The sequence below is a fragment of the Vibrio sp. Hal054 genome (genome assembly GCF_037162405.1).
GTDB classification, from domain to species: domain Bacteria; phylum Pseudomonadota; class Gammaproteobacteria; order Enterobacterales; family Vibrionaceae; genus Vibrio; species Vibrio diazotrophicus.
Window position 1 is genome coordinate 63,029 of record NZ_JARLUT010000001.1, and the last position, 22,200, is coordinate 85,228.

Below are 22,200 nucleotides of genomic sequence, written 5' to 3' on the forward strand. Positions count from 1 at the left end.
TCTGTGCAACTTTAGTCTGTAAATTTTTATTTATAACTTATTGTATTTATGTGGTTTTGGTTTGTTTCGGTTTGCTTTTTGAATGTTAATTAACTGTTAAATTAGCCGAAAGTATAAGGTCGGAGTGCAGAAGTGGGGAAATAACTGTGTAAGTAACAGGCATTGACGACTAATGATAATGAGGGAGAAAACGTTGCAATTATTTACACAGACTTTTCTGACGTAGGTAATAAAGATGTGCACAATGGAGAGCATAATAAATATGTATCTATAAACGTTTGAGTCAGTTGGAAAGGTGAAAGATTGGATGCGATAACGATAAACGGTTTTTTTCTGGTTGGTGCACTGTTGATCGCGCTGAGTGTACTGCTCAGTCCTGTATCTTCGAAATTGGGTATTCCGATTTTATTGGTGTTTCTTGCCGTTGGCATGCTTGCGGGTGAAGACGGGCCCGGAGGAATACTATTTGATAATTATCCGTTAGCGTATTTAGTCAGCAACTTGGCTCTTGCAATTATCCTCCTTGATGGTGGTATGAGAACGCGAGTGGCGAGTTTTAAAGTTGCTTTCTGGCCCTCGGTTTCGTTAGCGACCTTCGGTGTCGCTTTGACCACTTTAATTACAGGTGCATTAGCCACTTGGTTGTTTGATCTGTCGCTGATGCAGGGCATTCTGGTCGGCGCTATTGTAGGCTCGACCGACGCTGCCGCTGTATTCTCCTTGCTCAAAGGACGCAGTCTTAATGAACGTGTGGGGGCTACTCTAGAAATAGAGTCGGGAACTAACGATCCGATGGCGGTGTTTTTAACCGTGACAATGATTGCCATTCTGGGCAGCGTTAGCGGTGATTTCAGTGTCAGTTTCTTAGCGCTTAACTTCGTTCAGCAGTTTGGTGTGGGAGCGCTATTAGGGCTATCTGGTGGTTGGTTACTATGGAAAGTTATTAACACGACTAAGCTCCCAGAAGGTCTGTATTCCATTCTTACCGTGAGCGGTGGACTGATCATTTTTGCTCTGGCGAATGCACTTGGTGGCAGTGGGATTCTGTCCATTTATCTGGTGGGCTTACTGCTAGGAAACCGACCAACCCGCAGCCGCCATTCAATTTTAAACGTGTTGGATGGCATGACATGGCTGGCACAAATTAGCATGTTCCTTGTGCTTGGTTTGTTGGTTACTCCGACAAACTTGTTAACCATTGCACTGCCGGGCCTCGCATTAGCGTTTGGTATGATTCTGTTTGCTCGACCGATTTCAGTTTGGATAAGTTTGCTGCCGTTTAAAAGCTTCACCTCAAGAGAGAAATGGTTCATTTCATGGGTAGGATTGCGCGGCGCAGTACCGATCATTCTTGCGGTGTTCCCTATGATGGCGGGTTTACCGGATGCTAAGCTTTACTTCAATTTGGCCTTCTTCGTAGTGATGGTATCGCTGATAGTTCAAGGTGGCTCTTTGACTAAGGCAATGAGTCTGGCGAAAGTGGAGCTGCCTTCGAAACCTGAACCCATTTCGCGCTCTGGGCTTGAGATCTTTCCAACCAGTGAGTGGGAGCTGTTTGTTTATCAGCTAAAGAAGGAAAAATGGTGTATCGGCGAGCCAATTCGTAATCTCTTTATGCCTGAGGGGACGCGTATTGCGGCATTGTTCCGCGACAAAGCCTTACTTCATCCTTCCGGTAGTACTCGATTAGAATCCGGCGATATTCTTTGTGTTGTTGCTCAAGAGAAAGATTTGACGGCGTTGAGCCAGCTGTTTAGTGAAGCGCCGATGAAAGAGTCCTTCGCACGCTTCTTTGGTGATTTCTTCCTAGATGTAGACTCGAAACTGGTTGATGTTGCGATGATATACGGTCTGGAATTAGGTCCATTCCGCGCTGATATGACACTAAAGGATTTAGTGACAGAACATTTGGGTACAACCCCAGTACTGGGTGACCACTTTGAGTGGTATGGATTACATTGGGTGGTTGCAGATGTTGTCGACTGGCAAGTAACTAAAGTAGGTTTGCGTTTGCCAGCCGAGGAAGACGTTGTTGAGTCAAGCGAGTAACGTTGGACACGTGATTAGTTGTTCAGCTCTTTGAGTAAAATAACCGCCTGAGTCCTACTTTTTACTCCCAGTTTTCGGAAGATCGCTGTCATATGAGCTTTGATAGTGGCTTCCGAAACATTCAACTCATAGGCAATTTGCTTATTCAGCAGGCCGTCAGAAAGCATACCAAGTACCTTATACTGCTGAGGTGTTAAGGTGGCAATTTTACCCGCCAGATCATCACAGGCTTCGTTGTTGGTAATCAGGCCTTCAGGGAAGTAGGGTTCACCGTTAAGTACCTGATTTAAAGCGCTGATCAAAGCGCGCATGTCACTGGATTTAGGAATAAAACCGAACGCACCATGGCTCTTCACCTGTGATACCACAGAAGACTCTTCGCTGGCAGAGATCACTACAATCGGTAAATCCGGATATTCCGCACGTAATTGAATAAGGCCAGACATGCCGTTAGCGCCGGGCATTTTAAGGTCCAGCAGCAGCAAGTCCGGTTCAGGATCTTTTTCAAGTAGTTTGAGTAAAGCATCTAAAGAGTCTGCTTCAAGCAAATTTGCACCGCTTATCGCCATATGAACGGATTGAAACAATGCGTTTCGAAACAGCGGGTGATCATCAGCGATGATGATGGTGTATGTCGAATCCATGACGTTAAACACTTTTAACAATTACGTTAAATAAATTATTGTCTGGTTTGAGGTTTGGAACAATGTCCATAGACTAAAAGTCTGAACTATATCCAGTTTTTATCTGCATGAAGATGAATACCACAACAAGGTTTGACGTATAGGGTCAAACCTTGTCGCGTGAGGAGATGAAAATTTAGATCTGATGGTCTTTTAGGTGTTGTAAAAAACGCTCTGCTTGCATGAAACCTGTTATTCGCGCATTCGGTACTCTCTCGCCCTTATCGTTCCAAAACTCGATGGTGGGTAAGCCAAGTACATCCATCTGTTTAAGCAATTCAATGTCTTGTGGCTGATTACGTGTGACGTCGGCCTGTAGCAGTACGATGTATTTCAGTTTTTGTTCAACATCTGGCTGGTGGAAGGTGTATTTTTCGAACTCTTTACACGCTACACACCAATCGGCGTAGAAGTCGAGCATCACAGCCTTACCCGCTAATTTGGCTTTTTCCAGTTCAGCGTTCAGTTCATCCACATTCGCAATGCGCTTGAAGCTGATGGTTGATTGCTGCTGCTCTGTCTGAGCACCATTAAACCAGTAATTCAAAGCAGGCTGAGCTGAGGCCAGTAATCCAAGAATCGCAATGATACCGAGCGTACTCTGTTTCCAGCCACCAAAAGGTAAGCTGTTTTTAACATGATATAGCCAAGCAAAAGCTGTGAAGCCCAGAGCAGACCAAAGCGCTGTTGCCCAGATTTCTGGCAGTAATCGTTCCAGTAGGAAGATAGGTGCAGCAAGAAGAATGAAACCAAACGCGGTTTTTACTTTGCCCATCCAAGCGCCAGCTTTCGGCAACAAGCGGTTGCCAAAGACGGCGACCAGAATCAGTGGAATACCCATCCCAATAGCCAGTGCATAAAGCGCGACACCACCGGTAAGTAAATCACCACTTTGCGCCACATAGAGTAAAGCACCAGAGAGCGGTGCAGTTGTGCATGGTGAACACACTAAGCCAGAAATTGCGCCCATAGCAAAAACGCCTGCAAGACGGCCACCTCGTTGTTGATTGCTCAGATTGCTTAACCAAGTTTGCAATGAGCTTGGCAATTGAAGTGTGTACAAGCCAAACATTGACAGTGCGAGTAACACAAACATTACGCTCAGGCCAACCAAAACATAAGGGTGTTGGAGCGCAGCCTGAAACTGCAAACCAGCAGAAGCAACAATCAAACCTAATAGAGTGTAGGTCAGCGCCATACCTTGAACGTAAACCACGCTCAATAACAAGGTTCGCTTATGAGTTAACTGCCCATTACCTAAAACGATACCCGTCAAAATCGGGTACATAGGCAGAACACATGGTGTGAAAGCCAAACCAACGCCTAATGCTAAGAACAGTAATGGTGTCCACCAGTTTTGTGACAGTTTGCCTGCTAACGAGTCTTGTTCTGAAATCGGTGCATTTTTAATGCTCGCAGGCTGTGACTCGTTTTGTGTATTGTTGTTTTGCCCGGCGGCCGTTTTCTCAGAATCAACAGGTTGTGAAAAGTCGAACTTACTGATTTCCACCACTCGTGTTTCTGGTGGATAGCAGAAACCTGCTTTAGCACATCCTTGATATTGAATGATAATACGTGCACCAAGTTGGTAGTCACTCAGTGGCAGCTCAATAGAGAGCGGAGTGGTGTAGATGGTGACATCACCAAAGAATTCATCATGATAAGGCTCGCCATCAACCAGTTCATAGTCACCTAATATGACGTTTTCAGCACTGATTGTGATGCGATCTTGATATAAGTAGTAGCCATCTTTTACTTGCCAGTCAACGAAAAGGCGATCGCCTTGCTGGAAGGTATTAAACGGGAAAGCTTGATCAACAGGAACAAACTTATTGCCGTCATTACTCACCGAAAGTGTATTGTTGTTACCAAATACAGCAAATGCTGAATGGCTAAATACAGATAGTGTCAGTAGCAAAAAATAGAAAAATTTACGTATCATCTAATCAATTTCTGGTTGAGAGTGAATGGCACAGGCGACAACTTATTGTGCCATATTAACTCAATCAGACCGATATGAGAGCGAATAAGTTTCATCGAAGTAAAACAAAACCCGCGAATTCATCCAACTTTAGGTCGTTCGAATCTCGCGGGTTATTTCTTATCTGGCTTTTAATGGATTAATCAGAACTAGATGAATAGTCCGCCAAATAGGAAGCCGAATGTTACTGCTGAAGCAATTGTCGCCACACCTGGAATGAAGAATGGGTGGTTGAACACATATTTACCAATGCGCGTTGAACCCGTGTCATCCATCTCAACCGCAGCAAGTAGCGTTGGGTAAGTCGGCAGAACAAACAGAGCACTAACCGCTGCGAAAGATGCGACGGCTGTAAGAGGAGCCACACCGATTGCTAACGCCGCAGGCATTAGTGCCACTGTGGTTGCACCTTGTGAGTAAAGCAGCATAGAAGCAAAGAACAATACGATAGCCAGCATCCATGGATTTTCAGCCAATAGTGCGCCAGCCACATCTTTGATGTCTGCAACGTGAGCATTTACGAAGGTTGAACCTAACCAAGCCACACCCAGTACACACACACATGCAGTCATACCTGAACGGAATGTTGGTGCACTTGAAATTTTCGCTGCATCAATCTTAGTGACTAATACGATCAGTGCCGCTGCTGCCAGCATTACTGTCATAATTGCTTCGTTACGGCCTAAAGCTGGGTTTTCAATCAAACCAACAGATTTAGAGATTGCTGCTGCGTAGCAAACAACGAAACCAATAGCCGCTAGGAAAATATAAGTCGCTGTTTTCGCTGTTGGCAAAATAGTACGTTGCTGTTTGTCGGCAAGTTTAATCAAGCCTTTCTCTAAACGGTCTTGGTAAACAGGATCATTTTTCAACTCACCGCCCATGAAGTTAGAAACAAGCGCACCAACCATACAAGCCGCAAACGTCGTTGGAATACACACAGCTAAAAGCGTTAAGTAATCAACGCCAAACGGAGTAAGCATTGCTGCAAAAGCAACAACAGCCGCAGAGATTGGTGAAGCTGTGATCGCGATTTGTGATGCAACAACTGCAATAGAAAGAGGGCGTGATGGACGAACCCCTTGTCCTTTTGCAACTTCAGCAATCACTGGAAGAGTTGAGAACGCGGTATGACCTGTACCAGCCATCAAAGTCATGATGAACGTTACAATTGGCGCATAAAACGTAATACGTTGTGGATTTTTGCGCAGGAAGTTTTCTGCAATCTGTACCAGCCAATCCATACCACCAGCCACCTGCATCGCAGCAATCGCTGTGATTACAGACATGATGATAAGAATTACATCAACAGGAATATATGCTTGGCTAGTTGGTACACCAAGACCCAGAGAAAGTGCAATAACACCTGCACCACCTGCTAAGCCAATACCAATGCCGCCAATGCGTGCCCCTACAAAGATGAAGAGAAGAACGACTAATAGCTCGACCCAAACCATAGTGATACCTCGTTTAGTAAATGAAAAAGAAATATTGGTTTGCAGTCCGTTGCAGTTATTTTTATCAATTTGTTTTTACGTTTTTTTACTATAAAAGGTTCTTTATCAGAACCCTTTGTTTGAATCACTGACTCGTAGCGCTTCGCTTTATACTGTGGACGCATCAGGTTTTCAATAAAGAATATGTTATCTAGCTCTTTAACTGTCAGTAATCCGCAATCTAGTACAACTTATTGGGCACTCTTACCTGTTTTGGCGCAGACTTTTCCTACAACACTCTCGTCGCTAAGACGCGGAAAGTAATCCCAAACGTTCTCTAACAACCGTTTCGCATTTCTCTATTTGTGTTACGTCTCTGGGAATAATCAGTACCGTATCGTTTCCACCTATTGTGCCTAGTATTTCGTTATGAGGATCTATATCAACAAGACGAGCGACCAGTTGAGCACTGCCAGGATGCGTTTTGACAATGACGTTAGATTGATTATGTGTAATTAACTCGATTTGCGAGGAGATAGAAGATTCGATGCGAACAGGAGCGGTTTCAACGGTAATACAGTAGACCTTTTTACCGCAGGCGTTTTGTACCTTTACAACACCTAACTGTGATAGCAGACGAGATACCGTAGATTGGCTGATACCTGTGTAACCGATTTCGACAAGCTTCTCACGTAACTCATTCTGGTTGGTGAAGCTTTGTTGATGTAATAAACGCTTACAAGCATTAGCTAATGAGTCATCTTCGGATTCATAAGTAACTAATGGAATGTGTCTATTCACGGGTAACTCCTCATCTAACTACGCTCTCGCGTGAAAAATAGTGGTCATCCCTTTTCTGTTACACACTCAGATCCTTAGAGTGACGATGGCATCTAACGAGAGATTCATTAGGTCCAGATGTATCCTTATTCAAAGAAAATTGCTTTCGCATATTATTTTGAAAACTAATCGATGAGCAGAATAGCATCGATAAATAATTGGGTTTTTGAATAAGATCACCAAATAAAAAACTATTAATTTAATAATATTTTGGATAATTATGTTGATTTTGAAAGATTATGCATATTAGGGAAAAGAGAAAAAACACACAGTGTTTAGCGTCGGACTGAACACTGTGTGGTTGTGGGTACTATTTTGATTCAGTCATTATTTCGCGAGAGAATACTTTTTCACAATAATGGCATTTTAACTGCACATTTTTTCTTTTTTAAAGACGTTAAATTGACTATCGACCGGCTCTCCATGCGAGATACAGTTACTGTTTGGGCAGCTAAATATTCCCGTAATCTGTTCAGGTAGAGTCAACTTTAGTTTATTGACCACCATATAGTTCTCAATTTGATTGACGGTGGCATTAGGGGCATAAAGAGCCAATTGATTTGCCTGACTTTTGCTAAGGTAAACATTTTCAATTTTTATCAGGTCTTTTTGTACAAGCTCTGATGAAGGCAGGTTCAAACCAATGGTAATACGTTGATTTGTTTCATTGATCTTGAACAGAGATAATATTTTGATCCCCAGATTTGCAGGGATATGGTCGATGACAGAGCCGTTGCGAATGGCTTCAACTTGCAATTGATGTTTCTTAGTCATGATGGCGTCTCCTGCATTTAAATCGTTTCGTTGAGAACTAGAGCTAAAAGGGCTTCGCGAGCGTAGACCCCATTTTCTGCTTGCTGAAAGTAGTAGGCGTAAGGTGTTTTATCGACATCGGTAGTAATTTCGTCGACGCGTGGAAGTGGATGCAGAACTTTCAAGTTATCACGAGCTTCTGCTAACGTATCAGCCGTCAAAATAAACGCAGACTTGATGTGTGCGTATTCAGACTCGTCAAAACGTTCTTTTTGCACGCGGGTCATATATAGGATGTCTAACTCCGGAACGACGTCTTCAATACTGTTATGCAAGCTGAACTGTATTCCTTGTTCTTCCAACTCCTGACAGATGTATTCAGGCATCGCAAGTACTTCTGGTGCGATGAAGAAGAACCTTACGTTATTAAACTTCGCTAGGGCTTGGGTTAGAGAGTGAACGGTACGTCCGTACTTTAGGTCCCCAACAAGAGCGATATTTAGGTTGTCCAGATGCCCTTGGGTTTCATAAATAGAAAACAGGTCTAACAGTGTTTGAGTCGGGTGTTGGTTTGCTCCATCACCACCATTTACGATTGGCACACCGTTAGAAAACTCTGCAGCTAAGCGTGCAGCACCCTCCTGGGGATGACGCATAACAAATGCGTCCACATAAGAAGAAATGACTCGTACTGAATCTGCAAGCGTTTCCCCTTTCTTGGCCAAAGAAGTATTCCCTCCATTGTCGAAACCAATCACACTTCCTCCCAAGCGCTCAACGGCTGTCTCAAAAGAGAGGCGTGTACGAGTTGATGGCTCAAAAAAACAGCTCGCGACGACTTTATTCTTTAACAATGTAGGATTGGGCTCAGCTTTTAATCTTGCTGCTGTGTCCACGATGAGTTCCAGTTCACTTCGAGTAAGCTCTGGAATCGAGATGATGTGTCGGTTAAATAACGAATGCGCCATAACGTTTGTTCCTTTTTGTGTTTTATACGCTTCATCATGAGAGCGAAATTTAAGTAAAAAAAAGCCTCCTAAAATAGGAGGCTAGAAATTGGATAAAAACGGAAAAACAAAACAGGATATCCCGTCTGATTCAGACGAGACTTGCAACGCGATGGTAAGAAAAAGTTGCTCATGTCATGCCTCCGATTAAAAATTTTTGAGGATTATACGGACAAAAATAGCGCTTTCAATGTTTTGGCGAAAATATCCAGAAAATGGATTTTTATGCGAAAATGCCTTCATGTTTGAAACATATGAACGCACATTGATGCTACTAGTCTCTATAACAAAAACTTGTATTTAGGCTTTGGAAAATAATGCGAGCTTTATTCAGCTCGCATTGGGATAAGTGAAATGGCTCACTTGGGCATTAATCACCCAAAGTTGAAACCATCACTGCTTTTATGGTGTGCATGCGGTTTTCTGCTTCGTCAAACACAATAGAATGATCAGATTCAATGACCTCGTTGGTGACTTCAACACCATCTTTTAAAACAGGGTATTCACGCGCTAGTTCTTTGCCGACCGTTGTGTCTTCACCGTGAAATGCTGGTAAACAATGCATAAATTTCACATGTGGGTTACCCGTTGCTTTAAGCATTCCCATATTGACCTGATAAGGGAGCATAAGGTCAATACGTTCAGCCCATGCTTCTTTGGCTTCACCCATAGAGACCCAAACATCTGTGTAAAGGAAATCACATCCCATAACGCCTTCATTAACATCGTCTGTTAATGTAATTTTTGCACCGGTGTCTTTAGCAATAGAACGACAGGTTTCAACAAGTTCTTCCGTTGGCCAGAACTGTTTTGGTGCGACAAGGCGAATATCCATACCCATTTTGGCCGCACCAACCATGAGAGAATTACCCATATTGTTTCTAGCATCACCAAGATAAGCGAACTTAATTTCATGAAGCTGTTTACCGCGTCCATGTTCTAGCATGGTCATAAAATCAGCAAGAATTTGGGTAGGATGGAATTCATTAGTTAGCCCGTTCCACACTGGAACACCGGCATATTTGCCAAGTTCTTCCACAATACTTTGGCCAAAGCCTCTGTATTCAATACCGTCGTACATACGGCCCAGTACTCGAGCTGTGTCTTTCATTGACTCTTTATGACCAATTTGTGAGCCTGAAGGACCAAGATAAGAGACTTGCGCGCCTTGATCGAACGCGGCGACTTCGAATGCACATCGTGTTCTGGTTGAGGTTTTTTCAAAGATCAGAGCGATATTTTTTCCTTTTAAACGCGGTTGTTCATAGCCGTTATATTTGGCTTTTTTGAGTTCCACGGCTAAATCCAACATGTGTTGAATTTCGCGTGGAGTGAAGTCGAGTAATTTTAGGAAGTTACGATTGCGTAGGTTAAAAGCCATGATGTTATCCTCTTGTTCGGCTGTTACTTGATTGAAGTAACCGCTCGAATAATCATTAAGTTATCTTGTTAATTTGTTTTTAGTCGCGAGTAATATTGGTTCCCGCTTCACCTTGTAAAATTCGAAGGCCATCTTCTAAAGCGCCAATACCTACGACGGTGCCGCCTTGTTTGATGAATTCACAAGAGGCTTCAATTTTTGGACCCATTGAACCTTCATCAAATTGGTAATGAGATAGCTCACTTGGTGTTGTACTGCGTAAGGCTGTTTGAGTTGGCGTCCCCCAATTCAAATAGACAGCATCTGCATCGGTCAGAATTAACAGCGCATCAGCGCCAATCTGTTTCGCAAGGAATGCAGCAGACATATCTTTATCAATGACGGCCTCTACTCCTATCAGCTTTCCGTTCTCTCGTTTGACCGGAATACCGCCGCCGCCAGTGCAGATGACTAAGTGGCCTTGGTTAATTAATTGAGTGATGGCTTCATGTTCAATGATTCCAGTTGGTTTTGGACTTGGAACCACTCTGCGAAAGTGGCTACCATCAGGTTTCACTGTCCAACAGTATTTTTCTGCTAATTCACGGGCTTCCGCTTCTTGGTAAATAGGGCCAATAGGCTTCGTTGGGTTAATAAATGCAGGATCTTTGGGATCAACTGTCATCTGAGTAAGCATGCAAGTGACATTTCTCTCTGGTAACCGATTTTTGAACTCCTGCATTAGCATGTAGCCAATCATGCCTTGTGTTTCACTACCTAAAACATCAAGTGGATAAGGGTTTACTTTCTTGTATTCCAGTCCCTGTAGCGCTAGGAGCCCAACCTGAGGGCCATTGCCATGCACTAATACCACGTTATATTCCTGAGCTATTTCAGAAATCGTTTTGACGGCGATTTCAATATTGTGGCGTTGAATGTCTGCTTCTAAAGGCTCACCCCGACGGAGTAAGGCATTGCCACCTAAAGCGACGACGACTGTTTGTTTAGTCATGAGTTATTATCCTTGTGCTTAGGTTGTGGTAGGGATAAACGCACCACAACCCGAATTTAATGATTAGATATCGTCACGTTCAATTGGGCAGCTCATACAGCGAGCGCCGCCACGACCACGGCCTAACTCATCTCCAGGAATAGGCAACACTGTGATACCTGCTTTATCGTATTTCTCATTGGTATAGGTATTTCGTTCGTAACCAATCACAACACCAGGACGCACGGTTAGAACATTGTTCGCATCGTTCCACTGTTCGCGTTCTGCTTCAAAACTGTCGCCACCTGTAGTGATCATGTTTAACTTGTCGATGCCTAACGCAATTTCAATGGTGTGAATGTAGGAGTCTTTCTGAGTTGCTTTTACTCTTCCTGATTCATCGCCTGTTAAGCTCCAGCAATTCACATCATCAGGAATTACATTGGGATACACAGAGAATGTATCTTCACGCATGTGTGTCATTACCGTATCCAAGTGCATGCATGAGCGATCTTTTGGCAGTTCTAGAGCAATCACTTCTTTCGCTTGTCCGTGTTTAAATAGGGATGATGCTAGTTGTTCAACCCCTTGAGGTGTCGTGCGTTCTGACATACCAATCAAAACAGCGCCACGACCAATAACGAGAACATCACCGCCTTCAATTGTAGATTTGTCGTAGCTATGTTCTTCATCACCGAAGTACTTAACAAAATCTTGACCTGCGAAAGTTGGATGCCAGCGATAAATTGCGCGTAAGTGATTCGTTTCTCTTTGACGAGCGACTTTAGCCATCGGGTTGATTGAAACACCGCCATAAACCCAGCAAGAGGTATCACGGGTAAACAAGTGATTTGGCAATGGCTTAATAATGAAGTCATTGGTTTTATTCATTTGCTGAATAAAGGAAGATGACTTCATAGGCATCTCACCGAATGAAAGTCCACCCGTGAGTATTTTGGCTAATTCGATAGTTGGAAGATCATTTAGATAACAGCGAAGGTCGTTGGCAAACGTTGGACCGAAGCGATAGTCAGAAATTTGCGTGTTGAGTAGCCATTCTTTGGCTTCAGGAACGTCCAATGTTTCAGCGAGCAAATTAGTGAGTAGCAGTACTTCAACACCTTCGTTACGTAGAGTATTGGCAAAAATATCGTGTTCTTTACCCGCACGTTCGATATCCAATACATCATCAAACAGTAAATCATGGCAGTTTGATGGAGTTAAATGACAGAGCGCACGTCTTGGGCGATGAATTAATACACGACGTAGCTGACCGATTTCTGAACCTACATATAACTTACTCATAATCGTATCTCTCTATATTCTTTGTTTCCAATCCTATTAAATACATAATTATTTAATAGCGTTTATAGGGTGTTTATAATTAGTTTTTTCTTTGTTCTGATATTTATATTACGGTGGGCTTTCTACCTTTCTTGGATATTAATCACAAATTGTTATTTATGGATTTATTGTGGTTGAAAAGTGTTTTTAACAAAAATTATTCATTTTGTTTTTCTATTTTTGTTTGGGTAAATGAAGTGATTTAATGAAAAATAAGTCGATTTACTCATTGGCGAACACATGTATTTATCTATTGTGTATATGCGTGCGGTGAATCAATGGGAATTTTATTCACTGTTCTAGACGTCTTTTGCATGGTTTTTTTATTTTTATATGCAGGAAATCAGAGTAGCTAGTTACTTCTTTAGTCTTTATTTTGTGTTTGTTAACAAAATAAATTGATGAAATTTGATCTAAAGCAAGTTGTTTTTTAGGTGTGTTTTAGAGTGGTTTCTATCTTCGGATTACATTTTGTATTCTATTAATTATAAAAAGTAATCTCACAATTATTGTGATAAATATATTTAGAATAATATTTCCGATATGTGTGCTAATTATCCCGAATATCAAATTTTCTTTTAAAAAAGGATGGAAGTGAATGAGCGACGTTGTTGGGCAGATGGAAGCTGCCTCGTTGGAAAAGGGGCTATCAGCATGATTGATATCTGAACGACAGGAGTCGTATTTATTTGAGCCGCCTTGTTTAAGAGAAATTGCGGCAATAAATATAAGTGGGAGTGTTGGAGGAGGGCGCTAACGCATTGACGTGAAGTCTACATTCGGCAATAAAAAAGCCGCGCTTAGCGCGGCTGATGGGGCAGGAAAGCTCTACAGGAAAACACCAATGCTTAGTGTAGCCATAATTAAAATACACAGAATACCCAATAAAGGTGCAACCCATTTTATCCAACGAACATAAGGAACACGCGCAATTGCTAAACCACCCATAACAACAGCTGAGGTTGGAGTTATGAGGTTCACAATACCCGATGCTGATTGGTAAGCGGTGACTACCAACTCTCTTCCTACTCCAGCAAAATCGGCTAGTGGAGCCATGATTGGCATGGTTAGCACCGCTAAGCCTGATGATGACGGGACGAGGAAAGAGAGTAGAATTTCTAATAAATACATTACGTTGATGAAAATTACTGAAGAAAGCCCTGTCACTGCTTGTTCAGCAGAGTTTAGGATAGTATCGGTAATCATTCCCTGATCCATTACTACGACTATTCCTCGAGCAATCCCAATAATTAATGCAACGCCTAGTAAATCTCGAGCTCCGTCTATAAAGCTACTAGTGAACTCTTCTTCACTCATGCGTGCTACCAAACCAATGATGATAGTTGCACCTAAGAACATGGCTGATATTTCTGCCATCCACCAACCTGCAACGGAAACACCATAAATCATCACACCGAATGCAGCGGCAAATATCGTTAGGATAAGCTTTCGAGTGCCAGTGAATTCGATAGACTCATCGCTTTGGCTCCCGAGGAAGTGCGCTTTGTTTTCCTCAAATTTGTCAAACACAATGGATTTTGTTTGGTCAGCTCGAACCATTTTCGCGTAACGCATAACGTAGAGCACGCAAACAATCCAGCCAATGATAAGCATGGCGGCTCTTAACAAAATGCCATCAGTAAACGGGATTCCTGCCGCATTGGCGGCAATAACCGTTGCAAATGGATTAATGGTTGAACCGAGAGTGCCAATGCCCGCGCCAAGTAGCACTGTTGCTGCAGCGACAACGGGGTCAAATCTTGCAGCCATCATGACAGGTACTAACAGGGTATAAAACGGAAGTGACTCTTCTGCCATGCCATAGACAGTTCCTCCTGTGGCAAATAGGGCCATTAGGATTGGAATCATCAGTTCTTCTCTGCCTTCAAGGCGCGCTGTTACTCGTGCAATGCCCGCATCTATAGCCCCTGTTTTTGTCACAAGGCCTAGAAAACCGCCAATAACCAAAATGAACAGTGATACGTCAATAGCCGCTGCTTCGTAGCTATTATGATTGTAGAAGCCATCAATCGGTGCCATTAAAACATCAATGATTCCTTGAGGGTTTCCTTCGGTAGGTTGATATGTACCAGCAATAGGTACTTCTCGGCCTAAATCTTCGTTCATTGTGCGCTCGTATTGTCCGGCGGGAACAACCCAAGTAAGGGCTGCTACGAGAGCAATTAATAAAAATAAGATTGTATAAGCAGAAGGAAATTTAAAGTTAGAAAAGAATCCACCTTTAGGTTCCGTAGATACTGTTTGGGTTGTCATAGCTATCTCCTTACATTTGGACCTATAATCCCAATGTTTTCAGTGGCTAAAATTATTATTCCCTATTTCAATAAATTGGATATTAAAATCTTATGAAGTAGTGAATTAATTACTACGCATTAGAAAAGTATTATTTTTCATTATAAAAATAATAAGTTTATTTAGTTGTTAGGCTTTCGATTTAATTCTTATTGGGATTTTAATTTGGCTAGATATAACTAACTTTGCATTTCCTCACAAAACAATGGAGGGGGATTTTGGAGAGAATAATTGAAAAATAATTTCGGGGTATTTTGTTATATTTAATGAAATTCTATTCTTTAGTTTTGTTTGCTCTCTTTTTCTTTTGGCTGTTATTGTTTTCTTTTAAGATTTTTATGGAATTTTATTCAAGAGTATGTAGTTAAAGTTATTAGTGATTTTTTTGATATGAATCAATTTAATTGTTATAGAAGAGAAAAAAGGAGCCTAAGCTCCTTTTTTATATCAACAATGAACAGAGAATTACTCGTAGCGTTTAGCTTTATATTGCGGGCGCATTAAGTTCTCTACAGAGAAAATGTCATCAAGCTCATCTTCCGTAAGTAGTCCACGCTCTAAAACCACTTCTCGGACACTCTTACCTGTTTCGGCGCAGATTTTGCCTACAATGTCACCTTCGTGGTGACCGATGTATGGGTTCAAGTAGGTCACGATACCGATAGAGTTAAACACGTAGTTTTCGCAAACTTCTTTATTGACTGTAATACCGTCAATACATTTGTCGCGAAGGTTTACACACGCATTTGAAAGCAGTGAGATTGACTCAAACATCGCTTGAGCAATTACTGGCTCCATTACGTTCAACTGTAATTGACCGCCCTCAGCTGCAAAAGACACAGTGTTGTCGTTACCAAGTACTTTAAAGCACACTTGGTTTACCACTTCTGGAACAACAGGGTTTACTTTCGCTGGCATGATAGAAGAGCCTGCTTGAAGTTCAGGAAGGTTTATCTCATTTAAACCCGCGCGAGGCCCTGAAGAAAGCAAACGTAGGTCATTACAAATCTTAGACAGTTTCACTGCTAGGCGTTTTAACGCACCGTGAGCCATTACGTATGCACCACAGTCTGACGTTGCTTCGATAAGATCTTCAGCCGGTACAACTTCTAAACCTGTTACTTCTGCTAAGTGTTTTACTGCCAAAGCTTGGTAACCCGGTGCTGCGTTTAAGCCAGTACCGATTGCGGTTGCACCTAGGTTAATTTCAAGCAGTAGCTTAGAGGTGTATTCCAGAGCACGAATTTCTTCGTTCAATGTTACCGCCCAAGCGTGAAACTCTTGGCCCACAGTCATTGGTACAGCATCTTGCAGCTGTGTACGACCCATCTTGATTACAGTGGTGAATTCTTGGCTCTTAAGTTCGAACGCGCCTTTCAAATACTCAATCGCTTCAATCAGTTTTAGCACGCTGTTGTATACAGAAATGCGGAACCCCGTTGGGTAAGCACAGTTGGTAGATTGGCTGCGGTTTACGTGGTCATTCGGGTTAATGAACTGGTATTGGCCTTTTTCTTTGCCCATTAGCTCTAGCGCTAAGTTGGCAATGACTTCGTTGGTATTCATGTTGACTGAAGTACCAGCGCCGCCTTGGAATACATCTGTCGGGAATTGATCCATGCACTTACCTGTTTCAAGGATCACATCACACGCTTGAATGATGTAGTTTGCGACATCTTTTGGAATAACGGCTAACTCTTTGTTTGCAAGAGCGGCCGCTTTCTTGGTCATTACCATGCCACGAATGAACTCAGGAACATCAGATATCGTTGCACTGGAAATGTTAAAGTTTTCAATTGCTCGAAGTGTATGGATACCGTAGTAGGCATCAGCAGGGACGTGACGTTGACCTAGTAGATCTTCTTCAATACGATTGGCTGGTTGAGCTGTTTGTGTAGCTTCAAATAGAGTAGCCATAGTTGGATCCTTAGAGAATAATTCTATTGATATTGATTACAGTAAGCCGTATCTGTATTAAGAATCCATTCATCAGAATAATTGGCTGGAAAACCGTCCTGATATAGCAACGTATGATACTTAAGTTGTAATTAAAAAATAGTAACTTCGTCACCTTTTATGTCAGTAAAAATCAAGTTTATGGAGAGTGTGACTCTAAAACGTTCAAAGTTTCTTGGCCGTGAATAGAAACACAGTTCTTTCCTTTGCGTTTAGAGCGGTACATGGCTTGGTCTGCGTTTGAGAAAGTCTGGTTCGCATCGGATGTCACTTCGGCCAACCCAACGCTGATTGTCACATCATAAAGTGTCCAGTTTCTAATATCTGTAGTGACACGCTGCATAAGTGCTTTGGCTTTTTCAAGATCCGTGTGTTGAATCAGAACGGCAAACTCATCGCCACCAATTCGTGCAATAAAATCGGTATCGCGCAGTACCATGCGCAGTTGATTGGCGATATACAAAATGACCTCATCGCCAACGGTGTGTCCAAATGTGTCGTTAATTTGCTTGAACGAATCTATATCCAGCACAGCAAGGCAGCAAGTTGGATGATTGGCATAGCGTTGTTTTAAGCGACTTTGATATTGGATGTTCTGGTCGAATTTCTTCTTGTTCCACAAAGACGTCGCTGGGTCGCGTTCTGTGCGCTCCTTGAGTGTGATAATGGTGTTGTGATGCTCGGAAATGTCTGTAAAGGAATAGACATAGTATTGAATGTTTTTCAGTTTACCCAAAATCGCGTGTATTTCCGTTTGGCAAATGACTTCTTTATTATCAGTCGTGTGTAAGGATAGGTGTCCTTGCCACATCCCGCGAATCGAAAGCTGCCTTTGAATCAGACTTTGTTTCGTTTGAGACTCAAAGAAATCGATGATGTTGCCACCATGCAATAAGCTTACATCGCTGTTTACCAAGTTACAAAAGCCAGTATTAACCCTCAGTATTCTCATATTCTTATCGGTGACCACCACTGCCATACTGTTTTCTATCGCATATTCAGCATAGGTTTGGTCGGCCTTAATGCGTCGAAACGCATCCATAAACATCGCAATTATAATTGAGAGAAGCCCCAGAAATAACCAAATAACCGTGGCTTCAATTTTGAGCTGTTTGGTTCTTTCTGAAAGTAGCCCTGAAATGGCAGACGGTGGATACATGGTCAGCATGGTTAAAGTATTCTGTGAACCAAATAAGGGACTGCTAAAGCGCTGGAAAATATATAACCCTCTGTCTGTTAAGACGCTATTACCGGAACTTTGGTTCTGTTGAATGGCTCGCCAAACCTCTCCGTTTTTTAAGGATAAATTGTTATCTGAGCGAGACTGAATTAGATCACCAAACAATTTATTTTTGTCGCTGCTAATGATGTAGTAACCGTGATTATCGATGAAATCGACATTCAGGTTTTGGGTGTTGCTGGTGATTTGTTCGATGATGGTCATAACATCTAGATTGGCAACGAAGTACCCTTGTCTGACTGAGTTGGCAATAATTGGGTAAATGATTCTGTATCCGGGTTTGTAGGGAATGATGGGTTTATCGTTCTCAAATTCTAAGTCAATACCGAAATGCCCTTGCTCTCCATTCGCCAGTTTTTGGGCGTAAAGGAAATAGTCGCGATTGCTTTTGTTTTGTAGTCGGTCATTGGGTACCACATAGGGATGGGACATGTTGGGCATGTAATCAACCCGAATTACCTCGTAGCCTCGGTTATCGATAAAACGCAATTGGTAAAAAAGCGTTGAGTTGAAGGCTGCCAGATACCACTGGCTTTCAAGATAATGACGAAATTGAGGATTTCTGTTCACGGCAAAATCATTGAGCAGAGACGAATGGCTTAATTCATAAAAAGTCTGTTGAATTTGCGAGTGTGTACGTCGAGCTTTGGAGTCTACATACGAGAGGAACTGCAGCCCTTGTGCTTCTAAGTGAGCGATAAAAAACTGATGAGCTTTGTCTTTAAGATGAAAGTAATAGGCGAGCGGAACGAGTGACAACACAAGCCACAACACAATACCGGTTTTGATAGTGCTGGAAATTCGCTTCATAGTTATAGTTCTGGCTCAAAATCTACTTAAAAGGTAGTTGAGCCTAAGACGCTTTTCCATTGCGCTGGCGAATTGTTGGCGCTAAGGTGTAGCAAAATAAGGAGGAGCCGTGTTTCCGATTTTACTAATTCTATTTATTGCTGTGCCTATTATCGAGATTGGCTTGTTTATTCAAGTCGGCGGTATGTTGGGCTTGTGGCCGACGATTGCTTTGGTTTTGATTACCGCGTTTGTCGGGGCTTCCTTGGTCAGAAGCCAAGGTTTGCAAACGCTGCTTACTGTTCAACAACGCATGCAACGTGGTGAAATGCCAGCACAGCAAATTGTTGAAGGTGTGATGCTTGCTGTTGCGGGTGTTTTACTTCTTACTCCTGGCTTTATGACAGATGCGATGGGTATGTTGGTTCTATTACCAGCGCCGCGCGCGATGATTGCCAAATACCTAATGAGCAAAGTGGTGGTGTCAAATCTGTCAGGTGGTTTTCATTCCAGCCATTTTGAGCGTGATCCGTACCGTCCGCATGATTCCCATCAGGGACAGACCTTTGATGGTGAATTCGAGAAAAAAGACGATGATGATGAGCAGAATTCAAATCATCGCCTTCACTGAGTATTGAATACCCAATAAAAAAGCTCTGGTCTGTGCCAGAGCTTTTTTGATCTATCATTTTTTACCGCTATGAGCAGAGTACACAGAGATTACAACGCTCCTTCAAATCCCATTTGTCGCCACGCTTCAAACGCAATGATGGCAACAGCGTTAGACAGGTTCAGGCTGCGCGCATCTGGCATCATTGGAATACGGATGCGCTGTTCCATCGGTAAGCTCTCGATAACTTCGGCTGGAAGGCCGCGTGTTTCAGGACCGAAAAGTAGCACATCACCTTTTTGGAATTTGGCATCCACATGATGCCCTGTTGTTTTGGTGGTACAGGCGAAAATGCGGTAGTCGCCACGCTCAGCTAGGTAGTTCAGAAAGGCGTTATAGTCTTTATGGCGAGTCACTCGTGCTAAGTCGTGGTAATCCAGACCGGCGCGACGTACCTTTTTTTCTTCTAAATCAAAGCCAAGAGGTTCGATTAAATGAAGGTTCGCACCACAGTTTGCGGATAAACGAATAATGTTTCCTGTGTTAGGGGCGATTTCTGGCTCGTACAGGGCAATATCAAACATAACGGTTAATTTCCTTACTAGGTTTGTGAAGTCACAAGACCTAATCTTTTGTGGTAGGACTGTTAAATAAGGGGCGAGTATAAATCTCTCGCCCCATAAATCACAAGTTACAGTAAATCTTGATTAGATTGGCAAAGTGAACTGAACTTTTAAGCCATTGAGTGAGCTGCGGCTAGCTTCAATCACACCACTGTGCTGACGAATCGCACTTTCGGTGATGGCTAAACCTAAACCTGTGCCGCCACTGTGTCTGTCTCGCGCTGTTGAAACGCGATAAAACGGGCGGAAAATTTGCGACAACTCGTCGTCGGGTACACCATCTCCGTCATCTTCTACCGATACTGTTAACTGATTATCTGTGGCAGAAAAGTGCACAACGATGTTGTCTTTACTGTAATAAATAGCATTGCGAACGATGTTTTCTAAGGCACTCATTAATAGTTTTGGGTTACCAGAAATAGTGACATTAGGAATATCATCAAAATGCAGCTTTTTATTCATTTGCTCTGCTTCAAACTGAGCATCGCTAAGCAATTCTTCCCACAGGCTACGCAGAGGTTGCTCTTCACTACTCAGGTGACTATTCGTCTGCATTCTCGACAGTTCGAGCAATTCACCAATCATCTGTTCTAAGCGCTGAGCTTCGGTGTCTATTCGCTCAAGTTCGCTACTGGTACCTTGTTTGCGGGTTGCCAGTGCGTTAGCCATACGTAAGCGGGTAAGTGGAGAACGCAGCTCGTGGGAGATATCAGACAGTAGTCTCTGCTGGCCAGAGATCATTAGATTTACGGCTTCAACCATTTGGTTGAAGCTACGGCCAGCCTGACGAAATTCCATAGTACCTTTCTCAAGATCTGGGTCTGCTTCAAATTGTCCACGCGCCACGCGCTGAGCGGCTTGTGCCAGACGTTGTGCTGGCTTACTCAGTGCCCAGGCAAGCCATAACAGAAGCGGAGTACTGACTAACATAACGGCTAACAGTAGTTGTACTGGTTTATCAAACAACTGAAGTAACAAAGGTGGTGGTAGATCCCAGCGGAAACCGACATAGAGCAACAGGTCTCGTTTGGCTAAAACAACTGGCACAGGCCCAGCAATCATGTATCGACCATATAGGCGTTGCTGCGGCTTATCGATGGATTCAATACTGGTCGCAAAGTTTTGCAGTGCCTTGTATTTGAAATCTGGGTGCTCGCGGGCGGTTAACACGTTGCCATCCAAGTCAGTGACAAAGAAACGTGGTCGCTCATCTCGGTTTTCATTATGTTTCATCGGCCCGAAACCACGGTTTCCATTTCCCTCAAGGAACATCAGAATACGCGTGAGATTGGTTTCGTCTCTAAAATGCTCTTCAAGCATCTCTTTCTGCACGATGATGCGTTGATGCATCTCTGGCGGTAAGTCGCGAGATTTTCGCGGATCTAAATGGGGAATGGCCAATACTGCCAGCAACACCAAAAACATGGTGAGCCAGAATATGGCAAAGATACGTCCATAGAGATTGTTGAATGTTGGTAAACGCATTAATCCTCCAACACCATTAGGTAACCTCTCCCTCGAAGCGTTTTGATTCTCGCTTTTCCATCTGCGCGTTCAGGCAGTTTTTTACGAAGGTTGGAGACATGCATGTCTATGGCGCGGTCAAAAGCGGCTAACCTTTTGCCCAGTACATCAAGACTCAAATCTTCTTTGGTGATGGTGTTGCCCGGGTTTTGAACAAAGTGGGTTAATAGGGCGAACTCTGTGGACGTGAGATCGAGCAATTCACCTTGGCAGTAAGCTTCTTGCTTACCCGGAAAAACCTGAATGTCTTGGCATTCAATCATGTCTGAATGTTTGTTTTGATGTTGCTGAGTACGGCGCAGTACTGCACGAATTCTTGCCAATAATTCTCGGTCACTAAACGGTTTTGGAAGATAGTCATCAGCCCCCAGTTCTAAACCTATCACGCGATCAATTTCTTCACCTTTGGCGGTGAGCATCAGCACGGGTGTCTGCCATTTTTCGCGTATTTTTTTCAGCGTTTCCATGCCGTTGAGCTTAGGCATCATGACATCGAGCAAAATTAAATCGACACTGTCATTGACCGCGTGTAGCCCTGCTTCTCCATCGTTAGCTTCGGATACGTCAAACCCTTCATAGCTTAAAACTTCTTTCAGCAAGCCGGTTAATTCTGTGTCGTCATCAATCAGTAGGATGTGTGCCATGGTTACCTCAAAACATTACGAACTGCCAATCCATCGTTTACTGCCAACAGTCGTTCA

Annotated in this window: 16 protein-coding genes and 1 pseudogene; 2 read left to right on the forward strand and 15 right to left on the reverse strand. The window is 42.9% G+C overall.

The window, feature by feature from the left end:
* The first annotated feature begins 303 nt into the window (after window positions 1–303).
* Window positions 304–2,049: a potassium/proton antiporter gene (locus P4S58_RS00285; RefSeq protein WP_102962821.1), complete on the forward strand. Its 1,746-nt coding sequence runs from the start codon at window positions 304–306 to the stop codon at window positions 2,047–2,049.
* Window positions 2,050–2,063: 14 nt separating this feature from the next.
* Here the strand turns inward: P4S58_RS00285 and P4S58_RS00290 are convergent, their stop codons facing one another.
* The 12 genes and pseudogenes from P4S58_RS00290 to P4S58_RS00345 form a co-directional block, all read right to left on the reverse strand.
* Complete coding sequence (locus P4S58_RS00290; RefSeq protein ID WP_042484894.1) at window positions 2,064–2,693, reverse strand: response regulator; 630 nt, start codon at window positions 2,691–2,693, stop codon at window positions 2,064–2,066.
* Between the two features lie 175 nt (window positions 2,694–2,868).
* A complete protein-coding gene (locus tag P4S58_RS00295) occupies window positions 2,869–4,674 on the reverse strand; it encodes a protein-disulfide reductase DsbD (RefSeq protein ID WP_102962822.1) in 1,806 nt (601 codons plus the stop codon).
* Between the two features lie 188 nt (window positions 4,675–4,862).
* On the reverse strand, window positions 4,863–6,170 hold the full coding sequence (locus P4S58_RS00300) for an anaerobic C4-dicarboxylate transporter (RefSeq protein ID WP_042484899.1): 1,308 nt from the start codon (window positions 6,168–6,170) through the stop codon (window positions 4,863–4,865).
* A gap of 285 nt (window positions 6,171–6,455) precedes the next feature.
* On the reverse strand, window positions 6,456–6,950 hold the full coding sequence (locus P4S58_RS00305) for an arginine repressor (RefSeq protein ID WP_102953937.1): 495 nt from the start codon (window positions 6,948–6,950) through the stop codon (window positions 6,456–6,458).
* A 349-nt stretch (window positions 6,951–7,299) separates the two neighbouring features.
* Window positions 7,300–7,763: pseudogene (pyrI, locus tag P4S58_RS00310) on the reverse strand (aspartate carbamoyltransferase regulatory subunit).
* A gap of 17 nt (window positions 7,764–7,780) precedes the next feature.
* Window positions 7,781–8,710, reverse strand: coding sequence for an aspartate carbamoyltransferase (gene pyrB, locus P4S58_RS00315; protein ID WP_042484909.1), 930 nt, complete (start codon window positions 8,708–8,710; stop codon window positions 7,781–7,783).
* Between the two features lie 409 nt (window positions 8,711–9,119).
* Window positions 9,120–10,130 (reverse strand): ornithine carbamoyltransferase, encoded by a 1,011-nt coding sequence (locus P4S58_RS00320; protein WP_102962823.1) that lies wholly within the window; start codon window positions 10,128–10,130, stop codon window positions 9,120–9,122.
* A gap of 79 nt (window positions 10,131–10,209) precedes the next feature.
* Window positions 10,210–11,121: a carbamate kinase gene (gene arcC / locus P4S58_RS00325; protein ID WP_042484915.1), complete on the reverse strand. Its 912-nt coding sequence runs from the start codon at window positions 11,119–11,121 to the stop codon at window positions 10,210–10,212.
* Between the two features lie 63 nt (window positions 11,122–11,184).
* Complete coding sequence (gene arcA / locus P4S58_RS00330) at window positions 11,185–12,405, reverse strand: arginine deiminase (RefSeq protein ID WP_042484918.1); 1,221 nt, start codon at window positions 12,403–12,405, stop codon at window positions 11,185–11,187.
* Window positions 12,406–13,272: 867 nt separating this feature from the next.
* Window positions 13,273–14,718 (reverse strand): YfcC family protein, encoded by a 1,446-nt coding sequence (locus P4S58_RS00335; RefSeq protein ID WP_102962824.1) that lies wholly within the window; start codon window positions 14,716–14,718, stop codon window positions 13,273–13,275.
* A 504-nt stretch (window positions 14,719–15,222) separates the two neighbouring features.
* Complete coding sequence (gene aspA, locus P4S58_RS00340) at window positions 15,223–16,674, reverse strand: aspartate ammonia-lyase (RefSeq protein WP_042484923.1); 1,452 nt, start codon at window positions 16,672–16,674, stop codon at window positions 15,223–15,225.
* A gap of 178 nt (window positions 16,675–16,852) precedes the next feature.
* Window positions 16,853–18,763: a sensor domain-containing diguanylate cyclase gene (locus P4S58_RS00345; RefSeq protein WP_102962825.1), complete on the reverse strand. Its 1,911-nt coding sequence runs from the start codon at window positions 18,761–18,763 to the stop codon at window positions 16,853–16,855.
* A 109-nt stretch (window positions 18,764–18,872) separates the two neighbouring features.
* On the opposite strand from P4S58_RS00345, the gene P4S58_RS00350 reads away from it, so the two are divergent.
* A complete protein-coding gene (locus tag P4S58_RS00350) occupies window positions 18,873–19,373 on the forward strand; it encodes an FxsA family protein (RefSeq protein WP_102962826.1) in 501 nt (166 codons plus the stop codon).
* A gap of 89 nt (window positions 19,374–19,462) precedes the next feature.
* Here the strand turns inward: P4S58_RS00350 and P4S58_RS00355 are convergent, their stop codons facing one another.
* The 3 genes from P4S58_RS00355 to P4S58_RS00365 all read right to left on the reverse strand — a co-directional run bounded on the left by P4S58_RS00355 (window position 19,463) and on the right by P4S58_RS00365 (window position 22,143).
* Window positions 19,463–19,936 (reverse strand): tRNA (cytidine(34)-2'-O)-methyltransferase, encoded by a 474-nt coding sequence (locus P4S58_RS00355; protein WP_042484930.1) that lies wholly within the window; start codon window positions 19,934–19,936, stop codon window positions 19,463–19,465.
* A gap of 123 nt (window positions 19,937–20,059) precedes the next feature.
* The gene (gene cpxA / locus P4S58_RS00360; protein ID WP_102962827.1) at window positions 20,060–21,460 is read right to left on the reverse strand and encodes an envelope stress sensor histidine kinase CpxA; all 1,401 of its coding nucleotides are present in this window, start codon (window positions 21,458–21,460) and stop codon (window positions 20,060–20,062) included.
* A complete protein-coding gene (locus P4S58_RS00365; RefSeq protein WP_042484937.1) occupies window positions 21,460–22,143 on the reverse strand; it encodes a response regulator in 684 nt (227 codons plus the stop codon). The genes cpxA and P4S58_RS00365 overlap by 1 nt, the downstream gene beginning before the upstream one ends.
* Between the last annotated feature and the right edge of the window lie 57 nt (window positions 22,144–22,200).